This window comes from Marivita sp., assembly GCF_020055675.1.
Taxonomy (GTDB): Bacteria; Pseudomonadota; Alphaproteobacteria; order Rhodobacterales; family Rhodobacteraceae; genus Marivita.
In genome coordinates this window covers 25,393-46,664 of sequence record NZ_JAIPUS010000025.1, presented here as the reverse complement: position 1 = coordinate 46,664, position 21,272 = coordinate 25,393, and the positions used below count along the sequence as shown (strand labels likewise).

Annotated in this window: 16 protein-coding genes and 1 pseudogene; 12 read left to right on the top strand and 5 right to left on the bottom strand. The window is 63.5% G+C overall.

Annotated features, from left to right (window positions below; all coding sequences use genetic code 11):
• From LCF59_RS14240 to LCF59_RS14230, 3 genes and pseudogenes are all read left to right on the top strand, one after another.
• On the top strand, positions 1–250 hold a 250-nt coding region (locus LCF59_RS14240; protein WP_292288277.1), incomplete at its 5' end, for an IS4 family transposase.
• A gap of 6 nt (positions 251–256) precedes the next feature.
• Positions 257–382 (top strand): annotated as a pseudogene (locus LCF59_RS14235) (ectoine synthase); the annotation flags it as partial.
• 134 nt (positions 383–516) lie between these two features.
• Positions 517–1,254 carry an endonuclease/exonuclease/phosphatase family protein gene (locus LCF59_RS14230; RefSeq protein WP_292288276.1) on the top strand — a complete coding sequence of 246 codons (738 nt, stop codon included), beginning with the start codon at positions 517–519 and terminating at the stop codon, positions 1,252–1,254.
• Positions 1,255–1,269: 15 nt separating this feature from the next.
• Here the strand turns inward: LCF59_RS14230 and LCF59_RS14225 are convergent, their stop codons facing one another.
• The 3 genes from LCF59_RS14225 to LCF59_RS14215 all read right to left on the bottom strand — a co-directional run bounded on the left by LCF59_RS14225 (position 1,270) and on the right by LCF59_RS14215 (position 4,973).
• On the bottom strand, positions 1,270–2,769 hold the full coding sequence (locus LCF59_RS14225) for a glucan biosynthesis protein (protein WP_292288275.1): 1,500 nt from the start codon (positions 2,767–2,769) through the stop codon (positions 1,270–1,272).
• Entirely contained in the window at positions 2,769–4,334 is a 1,566-nt protein-coding gene (gene mdoH, locus LCF59_RS14220; RefSeq protein WP_292288274.1) for a glucans biosynthesis glucosyltransferase MdoH, read from the bottom strand. The genes LCF59_RS14225 and mdoH overlap by 1 nt, the downstream gene beginning before the upstream one ends.
• Before the next feature lie 81 nt (positions 4,335–4,415).
• Positions 4,416–4,973 carry a cytochrome b gene (locus LCF59_RS14215; protein ID WP_292288273.1) on the bottom strand — a complete coding sequence of 186 codons (558 nt, stop codon included), beginning with the start codon at positions 4,971–4,973 and terminating at the stop codon, positions 4,416–4,418.
• A gap of 119 nt (positions 4,974–5,092) precedes the next feature.
• On the opposite strand from LCF59_RS14215, the gene LCF59_RS14210 reads away from it, so the two are divergent.
• From LCF59_RS14210 to LCF59_RS14180, 7 genes are all read left to right on the top strand, one after another.
• Complete coding sequence (locus LCF59_RS14210; protein ID WP_292288272.1) at positions 5,093–5,842, top strand: CDP-alcohol phosphatidyltransferase family protein; 750 nt, start codon at positions 5,093–5,095, stop codon at positions 5,840–5,842.
• Positions 5,839–7,476, top strand: coding sequence for a sulfatase-like hydrolase/transferase (locus tag LCF59_RS14205; protein ID WP_292288271.1), 1,638 nt, complete (start codon positions 5,839–5,841; stop codon positions 7,474–7,476). Before LCF59_RS14210 ends, LCF59_RS14205 begins: the two co-directional genes overlap by 4 nt.
• A complete protein-coding gene (locus LCF59_RS14200; RefSeq protein ID WP_292288270.1) occupies positions 7,473–8,441 on the top strand; it encodes a lysylphosphatidylglycerol synthase transmembrane domain-containing protein in 969 nt (322 codons plus the stop codon). The genes LCF59_RS14205 and LCF59_RS14200 overlap by 4 nt, the downstream gene beginning before the upstream one ends.
• An 86-nt stretch (positions 8,442–8,527) precedes the next feature.
• On the top strand, positions 8,528–9,526 hold the full coding sequence (locus LCF59_RS14195; protein ID WP_292288269.1) for an ABC transporter substrate-binding protein: 999 nt from the start codon (positions 8,528–8,530) through the stop codon (positions 9,524–9,526).
• Complete coding sequence (locus LCF59_RS14190; RefSeq protein ID WP_292288268.1) at positions 9,516–10,316, top strand: ABC transporter ATP-binding protein; 801 nt, start codon at positions 9,516–9,518, stop codon at positions 10,314–10,316. The genes LCF59_RS14195 and LCF59_RS14190 overlap by 11 nt, the downstream gene beginning before the upstream one ends.
• Positions 10,313–11,908: an ABC transporter permease gene (locus LCF59_RS14185; RefSeq protein ID WP_367273412.1), complete on the top strand. Its 1,596-nt coding sequence runs from the start codon at positions 10,313–10,315 to the stop codon at positions 11,906–11,908. The genes LCF59_RS14190 and LCF59_RS14185 overlap by 4 nt, the downstream gene beginning before the upstream one ends.
• Positions 11,905–12,948, top strand: coding sequence for a glycosyltransferase family 4 protein (locus LCF59_RS14180; RefSeq protein WP_292288267.1), 1,044 nt, complete (start codon positions 11,905–11,907; stop codon positions 12,946–12,948). Before LCF59_RS14185 ends, LCF59_RS14180 begins: the two co-directional genes overlap by 4 nt.
• A 108-nt stretch (positions 12,949–13,056) precedes the next feature.
• Here the strand turns inward: LCF59_RS14180 and LCF59_RS14175 are convergent, their stop codons facing one another.
• Together LCF59_RS14175 and LCF59_RS14170 are read right to left on the bottom strand one after the other, a co-directional pair.
• Positions 13,057–15,342 carry a TRAP transporter permease gene (locus LCF59_RS14175; RefSeq protein ID WP_292288266.1) on the bottom strand — a complete coding sequence of 762 codons (2,286 nt, stop codon included), beginning with the start codon at positions 15,340–15,342 and terminating at the stop codon, positions 13,057–13,059.
• A 154-nt stretch (positions 15,343–15,496) separates the two neighbouring features.
• Positions 15,497–16,480: a TAXI family TRAP transporter solute-binding subunit gene (locus LCF59_RS14170; RefSeq protein WP_292288265.1), complete on the bottom strand. Its 984-nt coding sequence runs from the start codon at positions 16,478–16,480 to the stop codon at positions 15,497–15,499.
• A gap of 312 nt (positions 16,481–16,792) precedes the next feature.
• On the opposite strand from LCF59_RS14170, the gene LCF59_RS14165 reads away from it, so the two are divergent.
• Both LCF59_RS14165 and LCF59_RS14160 read left to right on the top strand, forming a co-directional pair.
• Positions 16,793–17,953, top strand: a complete 1,161-nt coding sequence (locus tag LCF59_RS14165; protein WP_292288264.1) for an efflux RND transporter periplasmic adaptor subunit — start codon at positions 16,793–16,795, stop codon at positions 17,951–17,953.
• 3 nt (positions 17,954–17,956) lie between these two features.
• Entirely contained in the window at positions 17,957–21,127 is a 3,171-nt protein-coding gene (locus LCF59_RS14160; protein WP_292288263.1) for an efflux RND transporter permease subunit, read from the top strand.
• Positions 21,128–21,272: the final 145 nt, after the last annotated feature.

Genomic DNA, 21,272 nt, shown 5'->3' with positions numbered 1-21,272 from the left:
ATCGCCTGCTGCCGTCTTCACCAACGTCGAACGCCAACTGCTCGAGCGCACGACGCCAGAAAGCAAGCAGAAGCTCCCGCGCGACCTCGATTTCTATATCAGGAGCATCGCGCGGCTCGGCGGCTATCTCGATCGCAGCTCCGATGCGCCACCAGGCACCACCGTCATATGGCGCGGCCTCTCTCGCCTCGCCGACCTTGTCGAAGGCGCGCGCATCGCAGAAACACCGCCAGCGGAGACATATGGGTAACTGCAAGTCGATCAGCACGACAAACACACCCTCGTGGCTGACGAAGAGCTGGTGATGGCCTGTTGTTTCAACCCGCCGGTCACGGGCACCGAGGTGCATCGCGAAGACGGCTCCTACGCAGCAGCCGAGTGAATCGACAGCAGTTCATGGCGTCCGGACATCCCCTCGAACAGATCGCCGCATGACATGAGCACGGCACAGGAACGAGAGTAAGGCGGGTCCATTGAGGTTTTACACCGGCGCATGGACTGGTACCGGATAAACCTGTGACCCGCCTTTCGATCATCAGCTGGAACATTCATCGGGGACGTGGCCAGGACGGCGTGATCGATCCCGTCCGAACGGCCGATGTTCTGGTCCGGGACGTGGTTGCGCCGCCAGCCGACCTTGTCGTTCTCCAGGAAGCTGACGAAGAACGAGTGCCGCACCGGGGCATCCTCGATCTTCCGGATATCGAGTCGCGCACGGGCCTGCGTCATATCCAACGGGAGACTTGGAGCCGTTGGGGCAGCGAAAGTCACGGCTTTCTCGGGGTGTTTTTCCTGGCTGGACAAGCGATCGATGTCGAATCCGTCACGATTATCGACTTGCCTGGCTATTGCCACCGGGGCGCCGTCATTGTCGAGCTCCGCAGCAACGGGTGCGCGCTGCGGGTCGTGGGAACGCATTTGTCGCTGTCGCAGGTGCTGCGGATCGCGCAGATGCGGACGCTGGGGCAGCATCTGTGTCGCAGGCCCGCGCGGCCAACTGTCCTGTGTGGCGATTTGAACGAATGGCGCCCCTGGAGCGGTGCCGCGCTGTCGCGTTCCATTCTGGGGGACCGATACACAGGTCCTGCGCCGGCCACGTTTCCGGTACGCCGTCCATTCCTGCCATTGGATCGCGTCCTCGGCGCCGGCGGCGCCCGTGTCTTGCACGCTCGGGCGCTGGACAGTGCGGGGATCCGCATCGCCTCGGACCACCGACCGCTGCGGGCCGAAATCGAAGTCCATGCACCTGGTTGACTCAGGGTCCGGACCCTAGACACCGCCATCTCGCGCGCGGGTCCAGCGATGGACCCAGACAGACGGGGAATGGGGGCTGCGAGCGTCGCGCAACAGGATGCGGATATCGGCGGCGTCGATGTCTCCGGGCACAAGCAGAAAAGTCAGCCGCGTCGCATCGCCCCCCGGCAGGGCAAAAACGCTGATCCCCTCGACATCCACCGCCGCGGGGCCCGTGATTTTCGGCATGACCCCCGCCGGTGAGCCCGAGATATCAATGACGTAACGACGGGCGCCGGGACGATCATGTTCGCGTCCACTCCGGGTCTGGACAATGGCGCGTGCGGTGCCGGCCTCCGGTGCGTCCTGCGTCCAGGTGATGGCATAAGCGAAGCGGTACTCTCTGCCGGACAAGAGCGGCGCAGCCGGCCGCCAGAAGGCGACGATATTGTCCATGAACTCGTCGTTCGCGGGAATTTCGACAAGCATCACCGCGCCGCGCCCCCAATCCCCGATCGGACGCACGATGGCCGAAGGACGCGCGTGATAGCGCGCCTCTGTATCCTCGAAATCCGCGAAGTCGCGCTTGGTTTGCAACAGGCCAAAACTGACAGGCCCATCGTCCAGAAATGCCGAGGTCTCTACCCGGGCGGGGTTGGAAATGGGTCGCCAGAGCTGCTCGCCCGCGCCGTTTTCGATCAGCAGCAGATCGCTGTCGTGGACCCTTGGCCTGAAATCATCGCTGACCGAGCTACGAAGTGGCCCCTTGAGGTACATGGAAGTCAGCGGCGCAACGCCGATATCGCTGATGTCCCGGCGAGGCAGGAGCGTGACAACAAGTTCGGTCACCGTGTCCGCCCCGGGGCGCAGGGTCATGTCGAGATGTCCGGCCAGCGACGGGCTGTCGAGGACCGCTTCGATTCGGACCGTGCCGCCGGGTGCCGGATGCAGCAGCAGATGGGTAAAGCGCGGAAACTCCTCTGGCTCCGGGCCGCCTGTCCCCAGGGCCACGGCGCGCGCAGACAAGCCGTAGACCATCGCCTGACCGATGGCGCGAAAGTAGCTCGCCCCCTGCAGCACCAGAACTTCGTCGAAGCGGTCCGGCGCATTCAGAGGATGGCGCAGCCGCAATCCCGAGAACCCCGCACCCGGCGCGGCTGCGGGCACATCTTCGAAATAGCGGTCATCGAATTCAAAGAGACCGGGCGCGAAGGTCACGGGCGCAGGTCCGCTGCCCTCGTCCACCTCAACGCGCACCGGGTCCGGAAAGAACAAGCCGGGCGGCAGGAGATCGAAGGCGAAATCGGGGCCGTGCGGAAGTAAGGCCGAGCGCCCCGGGACAGGTCGGATGCCGCGATAGGCATCATAGCTCAAGCCAGCGAAGGGCGCTGGCAAAGATGGCGATTCATTCGCGAACGGGCGGGACCCAAGGCGCCGCGCCTTGTCCAGAAGCGAGGGAGCCGGCCCAGCGCGCGGTCCGCGCGGAACCAGCAGCGCCGATGCAGCGGCCCCGGCCATGAAGCTGCGCCGCCGCATCAGGCCGGCGCATCCAGCATGCGGATGATCAGCGGGGCGAAGCAGAGTGGCAGGGCCACCGGCACGAGCCAGATCGCGGACGGCCCCGCCGCAGGTATGGCCAGCGCCACGAGGCTCCAGCCAACTGACGCTTCGCCAAGGCCGGGTCGCAGCCGCCACCTCGCGCCCTGAGATGACTTCCATCCACAATCGCGACCAAGACAGACGGCGATCACCGCACCCGTTTGCCGCAGCATCACGAGCGGCGCGATGACGGTCGAAAGAGCAAGCTCGCCCAGAGAGGCGCGCAACATCACCGCGCGCCGCCGCGCCGTCCGGGCCGCCTGCCAGCGGTCGAACAGCGCGCAGAGCTTGGGCATGAGCAGGACGCCCGCCACCACTGCCAAGGGCAGCCCCCCCGCCACCGGCACGTCACCAAGGGCCACAAGCGCGACGACGATCAGCCAGATCGGAGCCACAAGGTAGCTGAGAACGCCCATGATCAGGTGCATGCGGCTGACCGGATCAAGCCCCGGTTCAGTCAGCAAGCGGATGTGCTGAAGATTGCCCTGGCACCAACGGCGATCGCGGGCATGAAACTCGGCGATGGTCTGTGGCGCCGCCTCGGCGCTTCCAGTGGTGTCGGGGTCCAGCGCCACAGCCCAGCCAGCGCGCCGGATCCACGCGGCCTCGACGAAATCATGGCTCAGGATCATGCCGCCCCACGGGGCATTGCCCGGGAATTCTGGCAGGGTGCGGGCGACGCGGAACGCCGCCACGCGCACGATTGCATTGTGGCCCCAAAAGTTGCCGCTCTCACCGCTCCAGGCGGCAAATCCTCGGCCGAAGCCCCGCGTCAGAAGGCGCGACGCAATTCGCTGATGGCGGCCGAAGCGTGTCCTTCCCCGCAGCAGGCCGATCCCGGCCTGCAAGAGCCCAAGATCCGGGGTCCGCTCCATATGCCAGATCATGCGGGCGATGCGGCCCGGGGTGATACGGCTGTCGGCGTCGAGGATCAGCATGTGATCGAAACGCGCACCATGGGTGTCGACCCACTCACCTATGTTGCCGGGCTTGCGGCCGAGGTTGTTGCCGCGACGCCGGTACGTCAGAACGCCCGCGTCCTGCCGGCACAGAAGGGCCGCCTCTTCCCGAGCGACCAGACCTGCGCCTGACGTGTCCGACAAGACGAAAATTTCAGTGGCCTCCGACAGCCCGCAGCGTTCCAGCCCGTCGTGTAGAGACTCCAGGTACGCGGCCACCGGCTGCGGATCTTCCTTGCACAGGGTGACGAGGATCGCCGACCGGGAATTCGGACGCCAATGCGCAGGCACCTTTGCAGAATACGGCGGAGGCAAAAAATAACCGAGGAGCGCCAGCGCCGCGCCGCCCGAAATCCAGATCGCGGTCAGGGCGACAAGGGGCAGCGCGATGACCGCAGACGGTGTCCAGTCGGTCAGGTTGGCTGCGAAGATCGCAACAATCGCAAGCGTCATGCCAAGTGACAGTGCCGCCACCATGACCCGTGGACCATGCCAAGGCGGCTTCGTGGCAACCACACCCAAACGTTGTTCTTGAAGCGACATGGCGGTTCGCGAGCCCTCCCGTTGGATTGGGCAGGATTAGTTAAATCTAGCTAACCCGAACGCCTGTTTTGACAATATGCGCTATCCATGCCGTCTGGCAAACGGGGGCCACATGCGCGAGAAAACGCCGTCCCGGCGCAGAATGCCGTGATAGGCGGCGGCGCCGATGTGCAGGACAATGAACGCGCCAAGGGCAATACCGGAAAAGTAGTGAACGACCTTTGCCGTCTCTGCCACGGCATCCGAGCGCGGCACCAGCGACGGGATACCGAGCCAATCCAGCGTCTCGATCGGAAATCCGCCGGCTTTCACCCGGATGTAGCCCGCGATGGGCATTGCCAAAAGCAAAGTGTAAAGCGAAACATGGGACAGCCCGGCGGCCTGCCTCTGCCAGCCGGGCACATCATCGGGAAGCGCGGCCGGCGGATGCCTCCAGCGATAGAGCGCACGCAGGATCAAGAGAAACAGCAGCAGCACGCCCACGTTCTTGTGAAACATAAACAGCCCGTTCTGCAACGACCTGTCCAAATCCGGCTGCACCATGAGCACACCCGCGCCAATCATGGCAATGACCAGCACGGCCATTGTCCAATGGAGCACCCGCGCGGGTCGACGATACTGGAAGGCGGGGCCTGACACGAGCTGTCTCCAGACCGGTGAGAAACAAAAACCAAATTAACAGATTAGCGTCTGGCCTCAGCGCTTCAAGGGTCGGCAGCCGGGCTTGACTGTTCAGGCAACGGCCCAATGTTCTACCCATGGCATATGTCAGAGCAGAGAATGGCCAGCAGACGCCGGCGCAATCCCAGTCCGTCGTCCGGCACCCGGTCACCGAATTCGCGGCAACATCCGTTGCGCTGGCTGCGGGTATCGTCTTGCTGACCATGCTGATGCCCGCTGTCGGGCCTGTCCCGGGCGGTGTCGCACTTGCGTGCTTCGCCACCGGGGCGATGGTTTCGGGCCGGGCTTTGCAACGCAGTTACCCCCACGCGCACCTGGGCGTTTGCAATGCAATCACGCTGGCGCGGCTTGCCCTGACGATGGCACTGGCGGGACCTTTGGTGGCCGGCGTGGGGCCTTCATGGGTCGTCTTTTCCGTCGCGCTTGTCGCCTTGGCGCTGGACGGCATCGACGGCTGGTTCGCCCGGCGACACGGCAATGCCTCCGCCTTCGGCGCGCGTTTCGACATGGAAGTCGATTCCGCCCTGGCTCTGATCCTGGCGATCAGCGCGGCGACGACTGGCGTTGTCGGACCAGCCGCTATTCTGCTGGGTGTCCCGAGATATCTGTTCGCGAGCGGGGGATGGTTTTTCCCCTGGATGCGGCGGGACTTGCCGGAGCGTTTTAGCCGCAAGCTCGTGTGCGTGGCGCAACTGGCCGCCCTGATCGCGCTTCAGGCACCGATCCTGCCTGAGGCTGTTGCGCTGCCTCTGGTACCGTTGGTCCTGGCCATGATCGCATGGTCATTCGCGGTCGACCTGTTGTGGCTCTGGCGGCACCGAAGATGACGCGTCGCGTCATTCGAATCCTGACGGAGCTGGGTCTGGCAGGCCTGCTTTTTCACGTTTTGCTGATCCAGCCGAACCACCCGGCGGCAATGACTTGGGCTGCGCTCTTCGTGTTTCCCCTGGAACTGCCCGTGATCCTGCTGGGTTTGGCGGCGATCCCGGCCGCCGGCCGGGATGTCGTCCTGCGCGGCGTGCTGGTGGCGATCCTTGCGACAATCGCGATTCTGAAGACAGCGGATCTGGCGATGTTCACGGCATTGGGCCGCGGGTTCAATCCGGTGGCCGACCTGCCGCTGGTCACGGCGGGCCTGCGGCTGTCGACGGGGGCCATGGGTACGGTTCTCACCATCGGGGCCGTTTTGGCCGCATTGGCAGCAGCCGTGCTCGTGGTGCGGGCCATGTGGTGGGCAAGCGCGGTCTGGACACGGATTGCCGCACCTGCGCCCGTGGCCCGGGGGCTTGCCGCGGCATCCATCCTTTTTGCCGGTATCGCCACTGCTCAAGTGGGCGAGGCCATGGGGCGCTGGAGCCTTCCGGTCTCGCCGCCCGGTGCCGCCTTTAGCGCACGTGTGGCGGCAGAGCGGATCCAAATGACGCATGCGACTTTAACCGATTTGCGGAATTTCAAAGCAGCGGCCGCAAACGACCCCTACGCGACCCGTGCGGATCTACTGGAAAAGATCGACCGAGACGTCTTGATCGTCTTCGTGGAAAGCTATGGCCGGGCAAGCCTAGATACACCCATCTACGCGGACACCCATCGTGCCACGCTGAGGTCGGCGCAGGACCGGCTTGGCGCGTTGGGCCTGTCCATGAAGTCCGGGCTGCTGAAAGCACCGACGCGCGGCGGGCAAAGCTGGCTGAGCCATGCAACCCTGTCGAACGGGCTCTGGATCGCGGATCAGACAAGTTATGGTGCCGCGCTTGCCAGCGAACGCAGATCGCTTTTCCACCTCGCCTCGGATGCGGGGTTTCATACCGCCGCGGTGATGCCGCAAATTACCCTCGAATGGCCGGAAGCCGCGCTGATGGGCTTCGAGACAATCCTGGCGGCCGACGATCTTGGCTATGCCGGCCCCCCCTTCAATTGGGTGACCATGCCCGATCAATTCACCTTCGCGGCGCTCGACCGGCTGTTGCGAAACGACACGGCCGACCGGCCGTTGTTCGTGCAACTCGCACTCGGATCGTCGCATGCGCCTTGGGTGCCGGTACCAGACCTGGTGGATTGGGACGAGATCGAAGACGGCAGTCTTTTCAAGGCCATGGCCTTGTCAGGCGATCCCCCCGAGGTCGTCTGGCGCGATCGCGATCGGGTGCGGGACCAATATCGGAGGGCTGTGGATTATGCGCTTCGCGTCGTGTTCGACTACGCGGCGCGTCATGCCGAGGATCCGCCCCTGATTTTCGTGGTCGGCGATCACCAGGCCGCCGGCTTTGTCGCACGCGACGAGAGGCCCGACGTGCCGGTGCACGTCATCGGGCCGCAGACGCTGGTGTCCGCCGTTCAGCCCTGGGGCTGGACCGAGGGGCTGATCCCGGTGGAGACACTCGGGGTGCGGTCAATGGCGGATATGCGGGATCTCATCCTTGATGCGTATTCAGGTCCGATTGCTGCGGGACCGGACAGTTGAGCGCGCTTGGGCTGCAAATCCCCCGGTGGCTTGTCAAGCTCGGGCAGGTGGGGATCACCCTTGGCCTGCTCGCCCTGATCTGGCGGGCAGCGGACGGGCCCGAGGCCGCTCGCAGTCTTGCGGCGTCACACTGGGGCTGGCTTTCACTCGGGGTTATCCTGCTGAGCGTTCAGACCTTCTTGTCGGCGCTACGCTGGCAGCTCACGGCGGGCCGATTGGGTATCGAACTTGGCACCGGTCAGGCGCTGGCGGAATACTATATCTCGCAAGTGGTGAATCAGTCCTTGCCGGGCGGTTTCATCGGCGATGCAAACCGTGCCGTGCGCTCCCGGGGGCAAGGGGGTCTCGTGGCGGCCGGACAGGCGGTCGTTTTCGAGCGTCTGACCGGTCAGATGGCACTGTTCGCAACGCTTGGCGTGTCTTTTGTTGCGACGCTGGTCGTTCCGGGCGGACTGGAATGGCCCCGGTGGCTCATTGTGCCGGTGGCATTGTTTTTGATGATCGGCCTTTGCCTGCCCTTGCTTGTGCAGGGGGCATTCTACTTGCCCGGTTCGGTTGGCCTCGCAGCCCGGCAGATCCGGGCCAGCTTTTTACAGTCGGTCGCAGCCCGTCCTGCTTTGACCCGGCAAATCTTGCTGAGCCTGGGCACAACGCTTTGCAATCTTGCCGCCTTCGCCGTTTGCGCGCGCGCTATCGGCGTGGACCTTGGCATTGCAGCCATTGCCGGCCTTGTGCCGCTGATCCTGTTTACCATGGTAATCCCGATCTCGATCTCTGGCTGGGGCTTGCGCGAGGGTGCGGCGGCAGCGTTGTTTCCGGTTGCCGGGGCGACTGCGAGCAACGGCTTGGCGGCGAGCGTCGCTTTTGGACTCGTCTTGATCGCAACAGTTTTACCAGGCTTTCTTCTGGTTTGGGTCAAACCGCCGGCAAAGCTGCACGAAACGAGGCAAAAGACACCGAATTGACAGGTCGGGGGCGATCCGCCACGGACCGTCACCTTGCTTCCCTTCAAGTGAAATCTATCTTTGGCAAAAGCGATTGGGAGATGATGATGGGACCGACGTTGAACCGCCGTAGTTTGCTCGGCGCCGGCACGGCAGCCTTGGGTGCTGGCGCCTTTGGCCTGGCGACCGGACGCCCTGCACTGGCACAAACCACTGTCAGCCTGCAACTGTCCTGGCTGCATTCCACGCAATTCGCAGGCAGTTACATAGCGCTCGATCGCGGCTGGTGGTCGGAAAACGGCCTGGAGGTCTCTCTTCTGCCCGGCGGACCAAACGCGCCGGTCGAGCCGCCTGTGGTGTCCGGTACAGCGCTTGTTGGCATCTCGGCTGCCGACTACACGGCCGCCGCCATCAATCAGGGGGCGCCTTTCAAGATCATCGGCGTTGCGATGCAAAAGAACCCGTTCGTAATTGCGTCATTGCCGGACAATCCCGTGAACGAACCCGCCGATCTGGTCGGCAAAAGGATCGGCATGGCATTGGCAAACACGCCGGTGCTTGAGGCGCTTTGCACCTTGAACGGGGTTGATATCGACGGCATCGAAATCGTTCCGACCCAGTATTCGGCCCAGCCTCTGCTGGCCGGTGAGGTGGACTGCCTGCTGTGTTGGGAAACCGATTTGCCCGTCTCCATGGCGATGCAGGGTGTCGAGAGCCTGACGATGCTGATGGCCGACCACGGCTACGCGGTACACTCGCAGACCTATATCGCCACCGACGACAGCCTGGCCAACCGGCGGGACGAACTTGTCACGCTGATGTCCGGCGAGGCGCGCGGCTGGGAGGCCTATCGCGGCGACACAGATGCAGCGGCCCGGCTGACGCTTGAAATGCATCCCGACGCGGGCCTCGACCTGGAAACCCAGATGCTTCAGGCTGCGCGTCAGGTCCCTCTGATGTTCTCCGGGCTCACAGACGCCAACGGGTTTGGCTGGTGGACCGACGAGACAGTTGCCGCCAATATTGAAACGCTCGGTCTTCTGGGACAGACCGTCACACCGGACCTCTGGGACCGGTCCATCCTCGAAGAGGTCCATGGCACGTGACCTGACGCCCCCACCAGAGGTGCTATGCGCCGATCTGAGCAAGACCTTCGCGGGCGGAACGAGGGCCGTTCAACCAATCGACCTGACATTCCAGGCCGGCCAGACGACCGCGTTGGTCGGGCCATCGGGATGTGGGAAGTCGACCCTCCTGCGCATGGTGGCCGGGCTCGAAAGCCCGAGCGCCGGAACAGTGCGCATCGCCGGGGCGCCGCCGCTGGCAACACGGCGGCAAGCGGGGCTGTCGATGGCGTTTCAGGACCCTGCCCTTCTGCCATGGCGGAGCGTGCGCGGGAACATCAACCTTGCATTGAAACTCGCACGGCGCCGGGCAGAGCCGTCCGAAATCGACCAGTTGATCAGCCTGGTCGGCCTCGATGGGTTTGCGGACACACGCCCTGCAGAATTGTCCGGCGGCATGCGTCAACGTGCAGCCATCGCGCGCGCGCTGGCCACGCACCCGGGCCTACTGCTGCTTGATGAGCCGTTCGGCGCGGTCGATGAACTGACACGGCAGCAATTGTCGCAGGACTTGCCCCGCATCTGGGAAGCGCGAGGAACGACGACGATCCTTGTCACCCACTCGGTCAGCGAGGCGGTCCTGCTGTCCGACCGGGTGATCGTCCTGTCGCCACGGCCTGCCGAAATCGTCGACGATATCGCAATCGACCTGCCGCGCCCCCGTACCCGAGACGCTGCCCGCAGCGATCACGTTATCGCACTGACCGACCGTGTGTTTGCCGCTTTGTCGAAAGGCATGGCAGATGGCGCCGCGTTCCTGGCAGCGCAATGACCCAAACGGCCCTGGACACGGCGATGGCGCCAACAATCAACCGGCGCGGACGGGCGGCGGTCGGCCCTGTTCTTGGTCTGCTTGCCGTGCTCGCGGGGTGGGAGATTGCGGCGCGCGTCCTGACCGACGCCTTCGTTCTGGCCGCGCCCAGCGAGGTCCTGCACTATCTTGTTGCGAACTGGCAGCTCATGACGCGCGCGCTTGGCGTGACGCTCGGCAATGCAGCCGCCGGCTTTGTTATCGGAAATCTCGCCGCGATCTGGCTTGCCGGGATCGCGCTGGTCTGGCCTCGCAGCGAGGGTGTGATCACCGGACTCGCGCTTCTTGTCTTCTGCTTGCCCTTGGTGGCGACAGGTCCGATCCTGCGGGTGTTGTTCGGGCCCGGTCCCGGTCCACAGATCACGCTGGCCGCGTTCGCCGTTTATTACACCACGCTCATCCCGCTTCTGATCGGCCTTCGCGCCGCACCGGAAAGCTGGTTTGATCTGGTGCGCAGCTACGGGCGGGGGCGCATCTCCACGCTGGTCCATGTGCGGTCCATGGCTGCTCTGCCCTACCTTTTCGCCGGGCTGCAGATCGCTGCGCCAGCGGCGTTTCTGGGGGCGATGGTGGGCGAGTTCACAGGTGCCGAGCGTGGCATGGGGGTTCTTACGATCCGCGCGATCCGCGCCCTCGATGTCGAGATGACGTGGGGCCTTGCGACCGTGGCGACCGCCGTGTCCGTTCTTGTCTATCTCGCGATCGGTACGCTGGCCCGCCGCGTGTTGCTGGATGACCCGCCGGTGATCCTTGCCACGCCTGCACCAACCGGGCGGCGATACCAGGATGGCTGGATCGACATCTGCCTTGTGCTCTTTCTGGCGCTTGGAAGCTGGGCCGGGTCCATCTGGCTTTTCGATTTGAACCCCTTCTTCGCCAAGGGTCCGCAAGATGTCTTCGACGCGCTTTTTCTTGCAACGGATGCCGCGGCGACGCGGGGCACCATCGGCATGGCGCTGATGGAAAGCGCGATCTTCCTGATACCGGGCTACTTTGCCGGGCTCGTGACCGGTGCTCTGCTTGCAATGCTGCTGACCCTGGTCCCAGCCATTGTCGGCACGGCCATGCCGCTGGCGATCGCGCTGCGGTCCGTTCCCATTGTCACGACCGCGCCACTGGTCGTGCTGCTGATCGGACGAGGCGCCCTGGGCACGATCGTGCTTGTTGCGATCATGGTTTTCTTTCCCACCTTCGTGGCCTGTCTTCAGGGGCTGAGACAGGCTCCGGCTCAGGTCATGTCCGTCTTTGACAGCTACGCTGCAGGACCGCTCACTTGTTTGCTCCGGGTTCGCATCCCGGCCATGCTGCCGGCCTTTTTCGCAGCAGCGCGTATGGCGGTGCCTGCCTCGGTTCTCGCGGTGACAGTTGTCGAATGGCTTGCCACCGGGTCCGGCATCGGGAGCCTCATGGCGCTTTCCGCCTCACTTTCGGACTATGATGTCCTTTGGGCGTCTGTCGTTCTGGTGGCGGCGCTATCGGCGTTTGGCTATGGTCTGGTGGGCGCAGTGGAACGGCGAGTGCTGGCGATCTATGCGCCGGAGCAACTCGCATGAGCCTGCGCCGCGCAGCCTTTGCGATACCCGGTGACATAACCACCCCGACGGGCGGATTCATTTACGAGCGCCGCCTGCTTGAGGGCCTGCGGGGACAAGGCCGTGACGTCCTGCATCTGCGCCTCGGAACGACGTTTCCAGACCCGGGTGCCGGCGATATGTCCGATGCCATCGCGCAGCTAAATGCGCTCTGCTCCGACCGGGTGTTGATCCTCGACGGCTTCGTCTCTGCGACACTGGACACCGACGCGCTGGCCGCCCTGCACGTGCCCAGCGTGGCGATGGTGCACCATCCGCTGGCGCTGGAAACCGGGTTGGACGACGCACGCCGTGACCACCTCTTTCGGACCGAACGCGCGAACCTCGCTCATGTCGACCACGTGCTCGTGCCAAGCCCTTCCACGGCTGCCGTGTTGACAGATTCCTACGATGTTGCTGCGGAGCGGATCACCATCGTTCGACCGGGGGCTGACCAGCCAACTGGCATGCGCATGCCGATCACGCCGCCCTTGATCCTCTCCGTGGGCATCCTGCATCCCCGCAAGGGCCATGATGTCCTTCTGAAGGCGCTCGCGCGCCTTGTCGATCTGGACTGGACCGCCGTGATCGCCGGCAAGTCTTACGATGCCGAACACGCTGCGGACCTGGCCCGTCTGCACGAGGATTTGGGCCTCGGCGCGCGGGTCAGGATTGCGGGGTACCTCTCTGAGGCCGAGCTTGCCAGCCTCTACGCGAAAGCCTCCATCTTCGCGCTCGCCACACGCTACGAAGGCTATGGGTTGGTCTTTGACGAGGCGTTGGCGCAGGGGCTGCCGGTTGTCAGCTGTCGGTCGGGCGCCGTCCCGGATACAGTGCCCGCCGCGGCCGGCCAACTGGTTGCACCAGACGATGACGCGGCCTTCGCCAAGGCTCTTGCCGGGCTGTTGTCGGACAAGGCCAGCTATTGCAGATACGCGGACGCGGCCCTGGCGGCCGGACAAGACTTGCCCACCTGGGCCGATACGGCCCGAACGGCTGGGCGTGTTCTGGATCGACTGTAACCAGACGACGATCAGGAAAGAGCCTTGCCGGTTCCATGCGACTCTCCTGACCCAGCGCGGCCGCATGGCGCAGCACGATGAACAGGCGGTTCAGGACGCGCCCTGCCGTCAGTCCGCACCGCGTATCGGGATGGCGATGTCGGGATCCGGGCGCAGGACCTTTTGAATGAAGAAAATCACCACAGCCGCGCCAATGCCGACCAGATCGGTCATCCAGCCGCCCTCGATCATGAAGAGCGCGGCAAGAACCAACCCGACCCGCAGGAACCACGCCGACCGACCACCCAGGAACCAGCCCTGCACCCCCGAACTCAGCAGGAACACACCGACTGCGGCGGTGGTGCCTGCCCGCAGGATCTCTGGCCATGTCCCGTCCATCAGCAGGGCGCTGTTATAGAAGAACATGTAAGGCACGATAAAGGCGGCGATGCCGATCTTGAAGGACGTGACCGAGGTTTCCATCGGGTTTGCCCCCGATATGCCCGCTGCGGCGTAACTGGCCAGCGCCACCGGAGGCGTGATGGCCGACAGAACGGCAAAGTAGAACACGAAGAAATGCGCCGTCAGCATCGGTATGCCAAGCTGCACGAGACCCGGCGCCACGACCGAGGCGGCAACGGCATAGGCGGCTGTGGTGGGCATGCCCATGCCCAGAAGGATCGCGATGCACATGGCAAAGAACAATGCCAGAAGCTGGCTCACCCCGGCCAGGTCAAGCAGGACCGAGGAAAACCGCGCCCCCACCCCGGTGAGGGAGATCACACCGACGATGATGCCCGCGCATGCACAAACCGCGATGATCTGGATCGACATGATCCCAGCGAGCTCGAATGCCTTGAGGATCGACCGCAGGCCCATTCGGTGCGGCGTAAACCATGACACGACCGCTGCGGCGACCGTCGCCAAGGTGCCCGCCCGAATGACCGAATACCCCATGAAAAGCGCTGCGATCAGGATGATGATCGGGATGAACAGGTAGACCTGTGTCACTAGCTTGCGGAACTTGGGAAGCTCGTCCTCGCGCATCCCGCGCATACCCAGCTTGGCGGCTTCGAAATCGACCATGAAGAACACAGAGACGAAGTAAAGCACCGCCGGGATGATCGCGGCAACCGCGATCTCGGTATATGGAATGCCGGTGATCTCGGCCATGATGAAGGCCCCTGCCCCCATGATGGGCGGCATGATCTGACCACCTGTTGATGCCGCGGCCTCAACCGCGCCGGCGGTTTTCTTTTGATAGCCCACCTTTTTCATCAGCGGAATGGTCAGCGAACCCGTGGCGACCACGTTGCCCGCAGATGTGCCGTTGATCATCCCCATGAGGCCCGAGGCAAAGATCGCCACCTTTGCCGGTCCGCCGCGTGCCCGTCCCGCCGTGGCAAAGGCGAAATTCACGAAGTAGTCCCCGACCTTCGATGCCTGAAGGAAGGCGGCAAAGATGATGAAGAGGATGATATAGGTCGAGGAAACGGCGGTGGTTGGCCCCAGGATACCCGCGTCCGAATAGACATGGCCGAAGAAACGCTGCCATGAATAGGCGTTCTGCACGGCAAGGATACCGGGCAGCATATGCGCCGTGAACGTGTAGAGCAGGAAAACCCCGGTGATGATGACCAGCGCCAGCCCCGCAACGCGGCGGGTGAGTTCGAGAATCATGGCCGCTCCGGCGGTGGCGGCGAAGGCGACACCGATGGGAACAAACTGCGTGCCGACCGAATTGCGTGCGGCAGTGCCGTAAATGGCGATCAGATAGATCGCGATGACGATCCCGCAGACCGCCAGAACAACGTCCGAGGCGGCAAAACGCCCGCGCGCCCGCCGTTCCATCCAGCCAAGCGCAATGGCCCCGAACGTGGCAAGCAGAAGCGGCACGCCGAACCACCATACTTCGCTGATATAGATTTCCGTCCCGGGAAAGGCAGCCCAGGTCGTCAGGCCGCCCATTTCCGGCAAGGCGCCCGAATTGATCATGTTCCCGAACCGGATGGCCGTGAAGCCGGAGACGAGCGCTGGAAGGATCAGCAGCATGGACAGGATCGAGACGATCCGCGTGTCCTTTCGCCCCGGCCCGTCCTCGACAAAGCGATGCGCCGAGAAAAGCAGGAAGCCGAGCGCCAGCGCCCCCGAAATGTGAACGATGCGAAAATTCCAGGTTTCCAGCGGGAATTGTGGCAGCAACGGCAGTTCGATTCCGGTCCAGTCCGAAATTGATACCCCGTTGAGCGCGATCATGTGGAACGCGGCATAGAACGTCGCCAGCCCGGCCATGAACAGGTAGGACCAGCCGGTAAAGACCCGCCGATTGCTTTCGATCGCCTCTTCATCGACCCCGTCGGCCAGAACCGGGCCTTCGAAATTGCCTTCGGCTTGATGGTTGCCTGGATCCGTCATCGTCTCATCCCCCCGAAGAACGGCTCTGCCATGATGCACGTTACCGCATTTTCCGAATTCTGGTGGAAAAAAGGCCGCGCCCGCAAGTGGGGCGCGGCCTGGTGTTCTGGTGCCCGTCCGCACTGCAAAGCCTTGCAGGCGGCGCGCTCCGGGATCAGCCGCCGTGGATCATGTCAGCGGGAATCTCGGCCCCGGCATTTTCCGTGAACCAGCGGGCTGCACCGGGATGCCAATTCATCACTGTGTTCTTTGTCCAGTTCTCGGGCAATGTTGACGCGGCGGCGCGGTGGATATTCATCATGCGCTCGTTGTCGGACATGACGGTATCGACCACCGCATGAACAAAGCTATCCGGCAAATCGCAATTCGCGATGGCGAAGTTCCACATCGACACCGACCGTGCCGGTTCTTCCAGCGTGGTATAGATGTCCGCCGAAATGTCGAATTCCGAGACCGGGAACGCGTCCAGGATCGCGGCCTGCTCTTGCTCTGTGAACTCGATGATGTTCACGTCGGTCTGCACTTCGAGCTGGCTCACCGCCGGGACGGGAACACCAGCCGCAAACGCGATCACGTCGAGCAGACCATCCTGAAGCTGACCGCCAAGATCGGACCAGCCGCCGTTGCGGCGCTCGAAATCCACGCCCAGTTCTTCCATCATGCGCGGAAAATAGGTGTCAGAGGTGGAGCCCGCCGGACCAAACCCGATTCGCGCGCCATCGGGGATGTCGGAGATCGAGGTGATGCCCGAAGAGGACAAGGCCGTGACCGAGAACGGGGTCTGGTACATCGGGAAAATGGCGCAGGCATTGGTCATCTGCAGTCCCGGCGCAATCGGGTTTGTCCCTGCCAGCGATTCCGCCGCCGGACCCATCGTCGTCATGCCGAACTGCGCGTCGCCGGTGTGGACCAGCGCCATGTTCTGCATCGGTCCGCCGGTCACCTCGCCGCTGCCCGAAAGGCCCAGTTCCTCGGCCACGAGATTGGCCCAGCCCGAACCGTAGGCGAAATACGTGCCACCCTGCGATGCGGTGCCGACGGTAAAGCTGTCCGGCCAGTCTTCGCGATCCTGGGCAACGGACATTGTCGCCGAAAGGGCAGCGACCGCGAGGGTCCCTGTCAAAACAGTAAATTTCATTGTGTTCCTCCACTTTTGGCGTTCTTCAGGAGACATGACTTGCCCCCCGCAGCGGCTATCGCGGTAACGCACTCTTGAACGGTATAGGCAAGCAGATCATTGGATCAAGGGGAAAGGGGCGCACGGATTGGGCGCCGCATCCCATTGGAATCGTAAAAGCCGGGCTCAAACCCTAGAGTTGCCGGTTTTCTTGGCATAAGCCGCCGGCACAGGTCATTTGACACCCGAAAGGCACGCCATGGCCCTGCCTTTCGGCAAAGACACGCTAGTTTAGCCCAACGGACGGTTGGTGCCACATGAGGGAGACGAGCAATGCGAAGGATTGCATCCATTGCAATACTGGTCACGATACTGGGCTTTCCGAGGCTTGCGGACGCGCAGGGCCGCCCTGCCGGCGTGTCGACCGAAGCTGTCACCACCACCACGATGGCTGAAACGGTTTCGGTGTTCGGAGAGGTTGTCGCGGGACGCGAAAGCAAGGTCGCCGCGCGGGTCGGGGGCGTTGCCGAAGAGGTGCCGGTGCGCGTCGGGGACCGGATCGCGCAGGGCGATATGCTCGCGCGGCTGGACACCGAACTGCTGCGTATCGAACTGGCGCAGGCCGAGGCACAGCTGTCCATCGCACAGGCCGGGATATCCGTATCCGAAGCGCGGCTGGACCGGGCGGAAAAGGCCTTTCGCAGGGCCGAAAGGTTGCGACAGAATTCCACGATTGCCGAAGCCCAGCTCGAAGAGCGAGCCAGCGATTTTGCCGAGGCGCGCGGCGCACAGCAAGAGGCGCAGGCACGCAGGAAGGCGTCGCGGAATGCGTTGGAACAAGCCCGGTATCGTCTGGACAATGCGATCGTGCGCGCACCGTTCGATGCGGTTGTTCTCGATGTCTCGACGGAAGTCGGGCAGTTCATCGCCGCTGGCAGCGATGTGGCAACGCTTATCGACACGGCTGCGCTCGAGATCGAGGCCAACGTCCCCGCCCGGTTCGTCAGCGCGCTGCGGAGCGACCAGACCGTTGATGCGACGACGGATATCGGGGATACGATCGCGCTGATGCTGCGGGCGGTCTTGCCAACCGAGTTTGCCGCCACCCGCACGCGGCCCGTTCGGTTCGAGGTCACAGATGAAACCGCGGTGATTGCCGTGGGTCAGACCGTGACGCTGGATGTGCCCATCAGCACCCCACGCGAGGTTCTCGTGGTGCCGAAAGATGCGCTGGTCCAAAGCTCCGGTGGCTGGAGCGTGTTCGTCAACGAAGATGGCAAAGCGGTGCCGCGGACGGTCGAGATCGGCGCCGCGCTCAACAATTCTTTCGAGGTTCTGTCGGGGCTGCAAGAAGGCGACGCGGTGGTGGTGCGCGGAAATGAGCGGCTGCGACCGGGGCAGGAAATTGCGCCCTCCGGCCCGCCGGAAGGCGCTTCGGAAAACGACGCGGCGGCGTCGGACCGGCCAGCGGTTGCGACCGAGAACGAGGGCTGACCCATGGACCTGATCCGCGCTTCCATCGAACGCCCCATAGCCGTGATCGCTGTTGTTGTCATGGCGGTCCTTTTCGGCGCATTGGCGCTGAGCCGCATTCCCGTTCAGCTTGCACCGGATGTGCGCAAACCCGTTGTCGTGGTGGAAACCATTTGGCCAGGCGCCGCACCGGCCGAGATCGAGCGCGAGATCATCAATCCGCAGGAAGACGCGTTCCGCGGGCTTGAAGGTCTCGAGATCATGACGAGCAGCGCCCGGACCGGCCGGGCCTCTGTCACGCTCGAATTCGCCATCGGATCGGAGATGGGGGATATCCTGCTGCTGGTGTCGAACCGTCTTGACCGGGTTGGCGGCTATCCCAGCGAGGCCGGTGAGCCAACGCTGAACACGTCTGGCGCGGATGACAGCCCGATTGCATGGGTGATGGTCAAGGCAGCCGACGGTAACACCCGCCCCCTGCCGGAATTCGGTGACTTTGTTGAAGACGTTGTCAAAGAACGTCTCGAACGCGTGAACGGCGTCTCCACCGTCAACGTGTTCGGCGGTGTGTCGCGCGAATTGCAGATCGTGATCCGTCCCGAGGAACTGGCGCGGCTTGGATTGACGATCCCGGAGGTTGTCGCGCGGTTGCGCGCCGAGAATATCAGCATCTCCGCCGGCGATGTGGAAGAAGGCAAACGCCGATACACCGTCCGCGCGGATGGAAACCTGAACACGATAGACGCGATCAACAGCGTCGTTCTGCGCAGCCAGAGCCTGGGTGACAATGGTGCGTTGGGACGTGTCCGGGTTGGCGATGTCGCGGAGGTGGGGTTTTCCTACAAGGAAAACACCGCCCGCCTGCGGTTCCGCGGTGAACCTGCGCTGGCCTTCAATATCGTGCGCGAGCAGGGCGCGAACGTCATTTCGACGATGGCAGAGATCAAGGAGGTCATTGCAACCCTCGAAGCAGGGCCGGTTGCAACGAACGGCCTGACGCTGGAACAGGTCTATGACGAGACGATCTATATCGAAGGCGCGATTGACCTGGTCACGCAGAACATCTGGATTGGCGGGTTGCTGGCAGCGACCGTGCTGATGATCTTTTTGCGCAGTCCGCGCGCGACGCTTGTCATCAGCATGGCGATCCCCGTGTCCATCGTCGCCACCTTCGTTGCGATGGCCGTGACAGGCCGGACGCTGAACGTGATCTCGTTGGCCGGTATCGCCTTTGCCGTCGGCATGATCGTGGATGCGGCCATTGTCGTGCTCGAAAACATCTTTCGATTGCGGGAGGAGGGCAAATCGCGGCGCGAGGCGGCCTATATCGGCGCAAAGCAGGTCTGGGGTGCGATCCTCGTGTCGGCGCTGACGACGGTCATGGTGTTCATCCCGATCCTCGTGATGCAACTTGAAGCGGGACAGTTGTTCCGGGACATCGCGGTGGCGATTTCGGTCTCCGTATTGCTGTCGCTTGTCGTGGCAGTGACTGTCATTCCGGCCTTATCGAGCCGTCTGCTGGCCGGTGGGCAGACCAAGAAAATGCCTCTGCCCGGCATCGACCATTTCGGACGGGCTTTCACCTGGCTGGTCATGAAATATGTGCGTTTCACGGTGCAATTCCGGGCCGTTGGTCTGGTCATGGTCGCACTCATTGCAACGACCGCAATCACCGCAGCGTGGCTTTTCCTGCCCAAGCTCGAATATCTGCCCGAAGGCAATCGCAACCTCGTTTTCGGGCTGATCATTCCGCCGCCGGGATACAACCTGCAAACCACAGAAACCATCGCGCAACGCATCGAGGCGGTGGCCGAACCCATGTGGTCCGCGGCGCCGGAGGCCGAAACGGCGGATGGGCAACCGGCGCTCGAGTCCTTCTTTTTCGTGGCGACGCCGGGCAACAGTTTCGTTGGTGCGGCAGCCGTGGACGGCGACCGGATCGCAGACGTGATTCCAATCCTGTCACGCCCGATCTTTGCCGAGCCGGGAACGTTCGGGTTCATGACGCAACCCTCGTTGTTCGGACGCGGGGTCGGCGGTGGTCGGACCATCGAGCTGAATGTTTCAGGCGACAGGCTGGAGGATATCCTGCGCGTGGCCGGGCAGGCGGCGGGGTCGATCGGCCAGCTTTTGCCGCGCTCCGAAGGCCATCAATTCCGCCCGATACCGGGGCTCGAACTGGGCGCGCCGGAGGTGCGTTTGATCCCGGACCGCATCCGGCTCGCCGATGCCGGGCTGAGCACGCAGGACCTGGCCGCGACGGTGGACGCCTTCAATGACGGGCTCCGGGTGGCCGAGATCAATGTGGGAAACCGGCGGCTCGACCTTACGCTCAAGGGGGACAGCACGATCCTGAACGGGCTGCGGACGCAGGATGTGGGAAGTTTCCCGGTGGTGACGCCCACCGGCCGGATCGTTCCGGTTTCGGAATTGGCAGAAGTGCGGGTGACGGCCGGACCGACGGAAATTCGCCACCTGGAGAGACTTCGGACCGTCACGCTCGAGGTGCGCCCCTCCGATGCGCTACCGCTCGAGGCCGCTGTCGAGCTTCTGGAAACCGAAGTGATTGCCTCGCTCGAAGAGCAAGGGCTGCCGCCCGGAGTGCGGCTGTCCGTGTCCGGAACGGCGGATCAGCTTTCGCAGACGTGGAATGCAATTCAGATCAACCTTGCCGTCGCCTTGGTCATCGTGTTCCTCGTGATGGCTGTGCTTTTCGAATCTTTCGTGTTGCCCCTGGTCGTGATGATCTCGGTCCCGGTTGCGGCGGCAGGCGGGGTCGGAGGCCTTGCCGTGCTCAATCTCATCGGGACGCAGCCCTTGGACATGCTCACATTGCTGGGGTTCGTGATCCTTGTCGGGATTGTCGTGAACAACGCCATCCTGATCGTGCATCAATCACTGCACCTCTTGCGCGAAGGCGGCATGTCTCCGGCAAATGCGATCATCGAAGCCACGCGCAACCGCATTCGTCCGATTTTCATGTCGACGATGACATCGGTCTGCGGGATGCTGCCGCTGGTTCTGTTTCCGGGCGCGGGATCAGAACTCTACCGTGGCCTGGGTGCGGTGGTTGTCGGCGGTTTGGCGATGTCGGCCTTCCTCACACTCTTGACGGTCCCGCCCCTGTTGCGTCTGGTTCTGTCGCCGCGGCGCGCGCAGGAGGATGCAGGTCTGGAACCTGTTGCTGCGGAATAGAGCGGCTCATGCAGGTCGGCCGTTTCGACACCGCTCCGGGCATGATTCGCAGGGTTGTGCTGGACGCAACCAAAATTTTCCCTACTTTCGGTCGGGAATTCTGCCTAATGTAGCCAAAGCGTCGGTAAGGCGCATCAACCGGGAG

Bases quoted from the DNA above. Each gene is read 5' to 3' on its own strand.
- LCF59_RS14180 (WP_292288267.1), top strand. From the start codon at position 11,905: ATGAGCCTGCGCCGCGCAGCCTTTGCGATACCCGGTGACATAACCACC.
- LCF59_RS14195 (WP_292288269.1), top strand. From the start codon at position 8,528: ATGGGACCGACGTTGAACCGCCGTAGTTTGCTCGGCGCCGGCACGGCA.
- LCF59_RS14210 (WP_292288272.1), top strand. From the start codon at position 5,093: ATGGCATATGTCAGAGCAGAGAATGGCCAGCAGACGCCGGCGCAATCC.
- LCF59_RS14185 (WP_367273412.1), top strand. From the start codon at position 10,313: ATGACCCAAACGGCCCTGGACACGGCGATGGCGCCAACAATCAACCGG.
- LCF59_RS14160 (WP_292288263.1), top strand. From the start codon at position 17,957: ATGGACCTGATCCGCGCTTCCATCGAACGCCCCATAGCCGTGATCGCT.
- LCF59_RS14170 (WP_292288265.1), bottom strand. From the start codon at position 16,480: ATGAAATTTACTGTTTTGACAGGGACCCTCGCGGTCGCTGCCCTTTCG.
- mdoH (WP_292288274.1), bottom strand. From the start codon at position 4,334: ATGTCGCTTCAAGAACAACGTTTGGGTGTGGTTGCCACGAAGCCGCCT.
- LCF59_RS14225 (WP_292288275.1), bottom strand. From the start codon at position 2,769: ATGCGGCGGCGCAGCTTCATGGCCGGGGCCGCTGCATCGGCGCTGCTG.
- LCF59_RS14190 (WP_292288268.1), top strand. From the start codon at position 9,516: ATGGCACGTGACCTGACGCCCCCACCAGAGGTGCTATGCGCCGATCTG.
- LCF59_RS14175 (WP_292288266.1), bottom strand. From the start codon at position 15,342: ATGACGGATCCAGGCAACCATCAAGCCGAAGGCAATTTCGAAGGCCCG.
- LCF59_RS14165 (WP_292288264.1), top strand. From the start codon at position 16,793: ATGCGAAGGATTGCATCCATTGCAATACTGGTCACGATACTGGGCTTT.
- LCF59_RS14205 (WP_292288271.1), top strand. From the start codon at position 5,839: ATGACGCGTCGCGTCATTCGAATCCTGACGGAGCTGGGTCTGGCAGGC.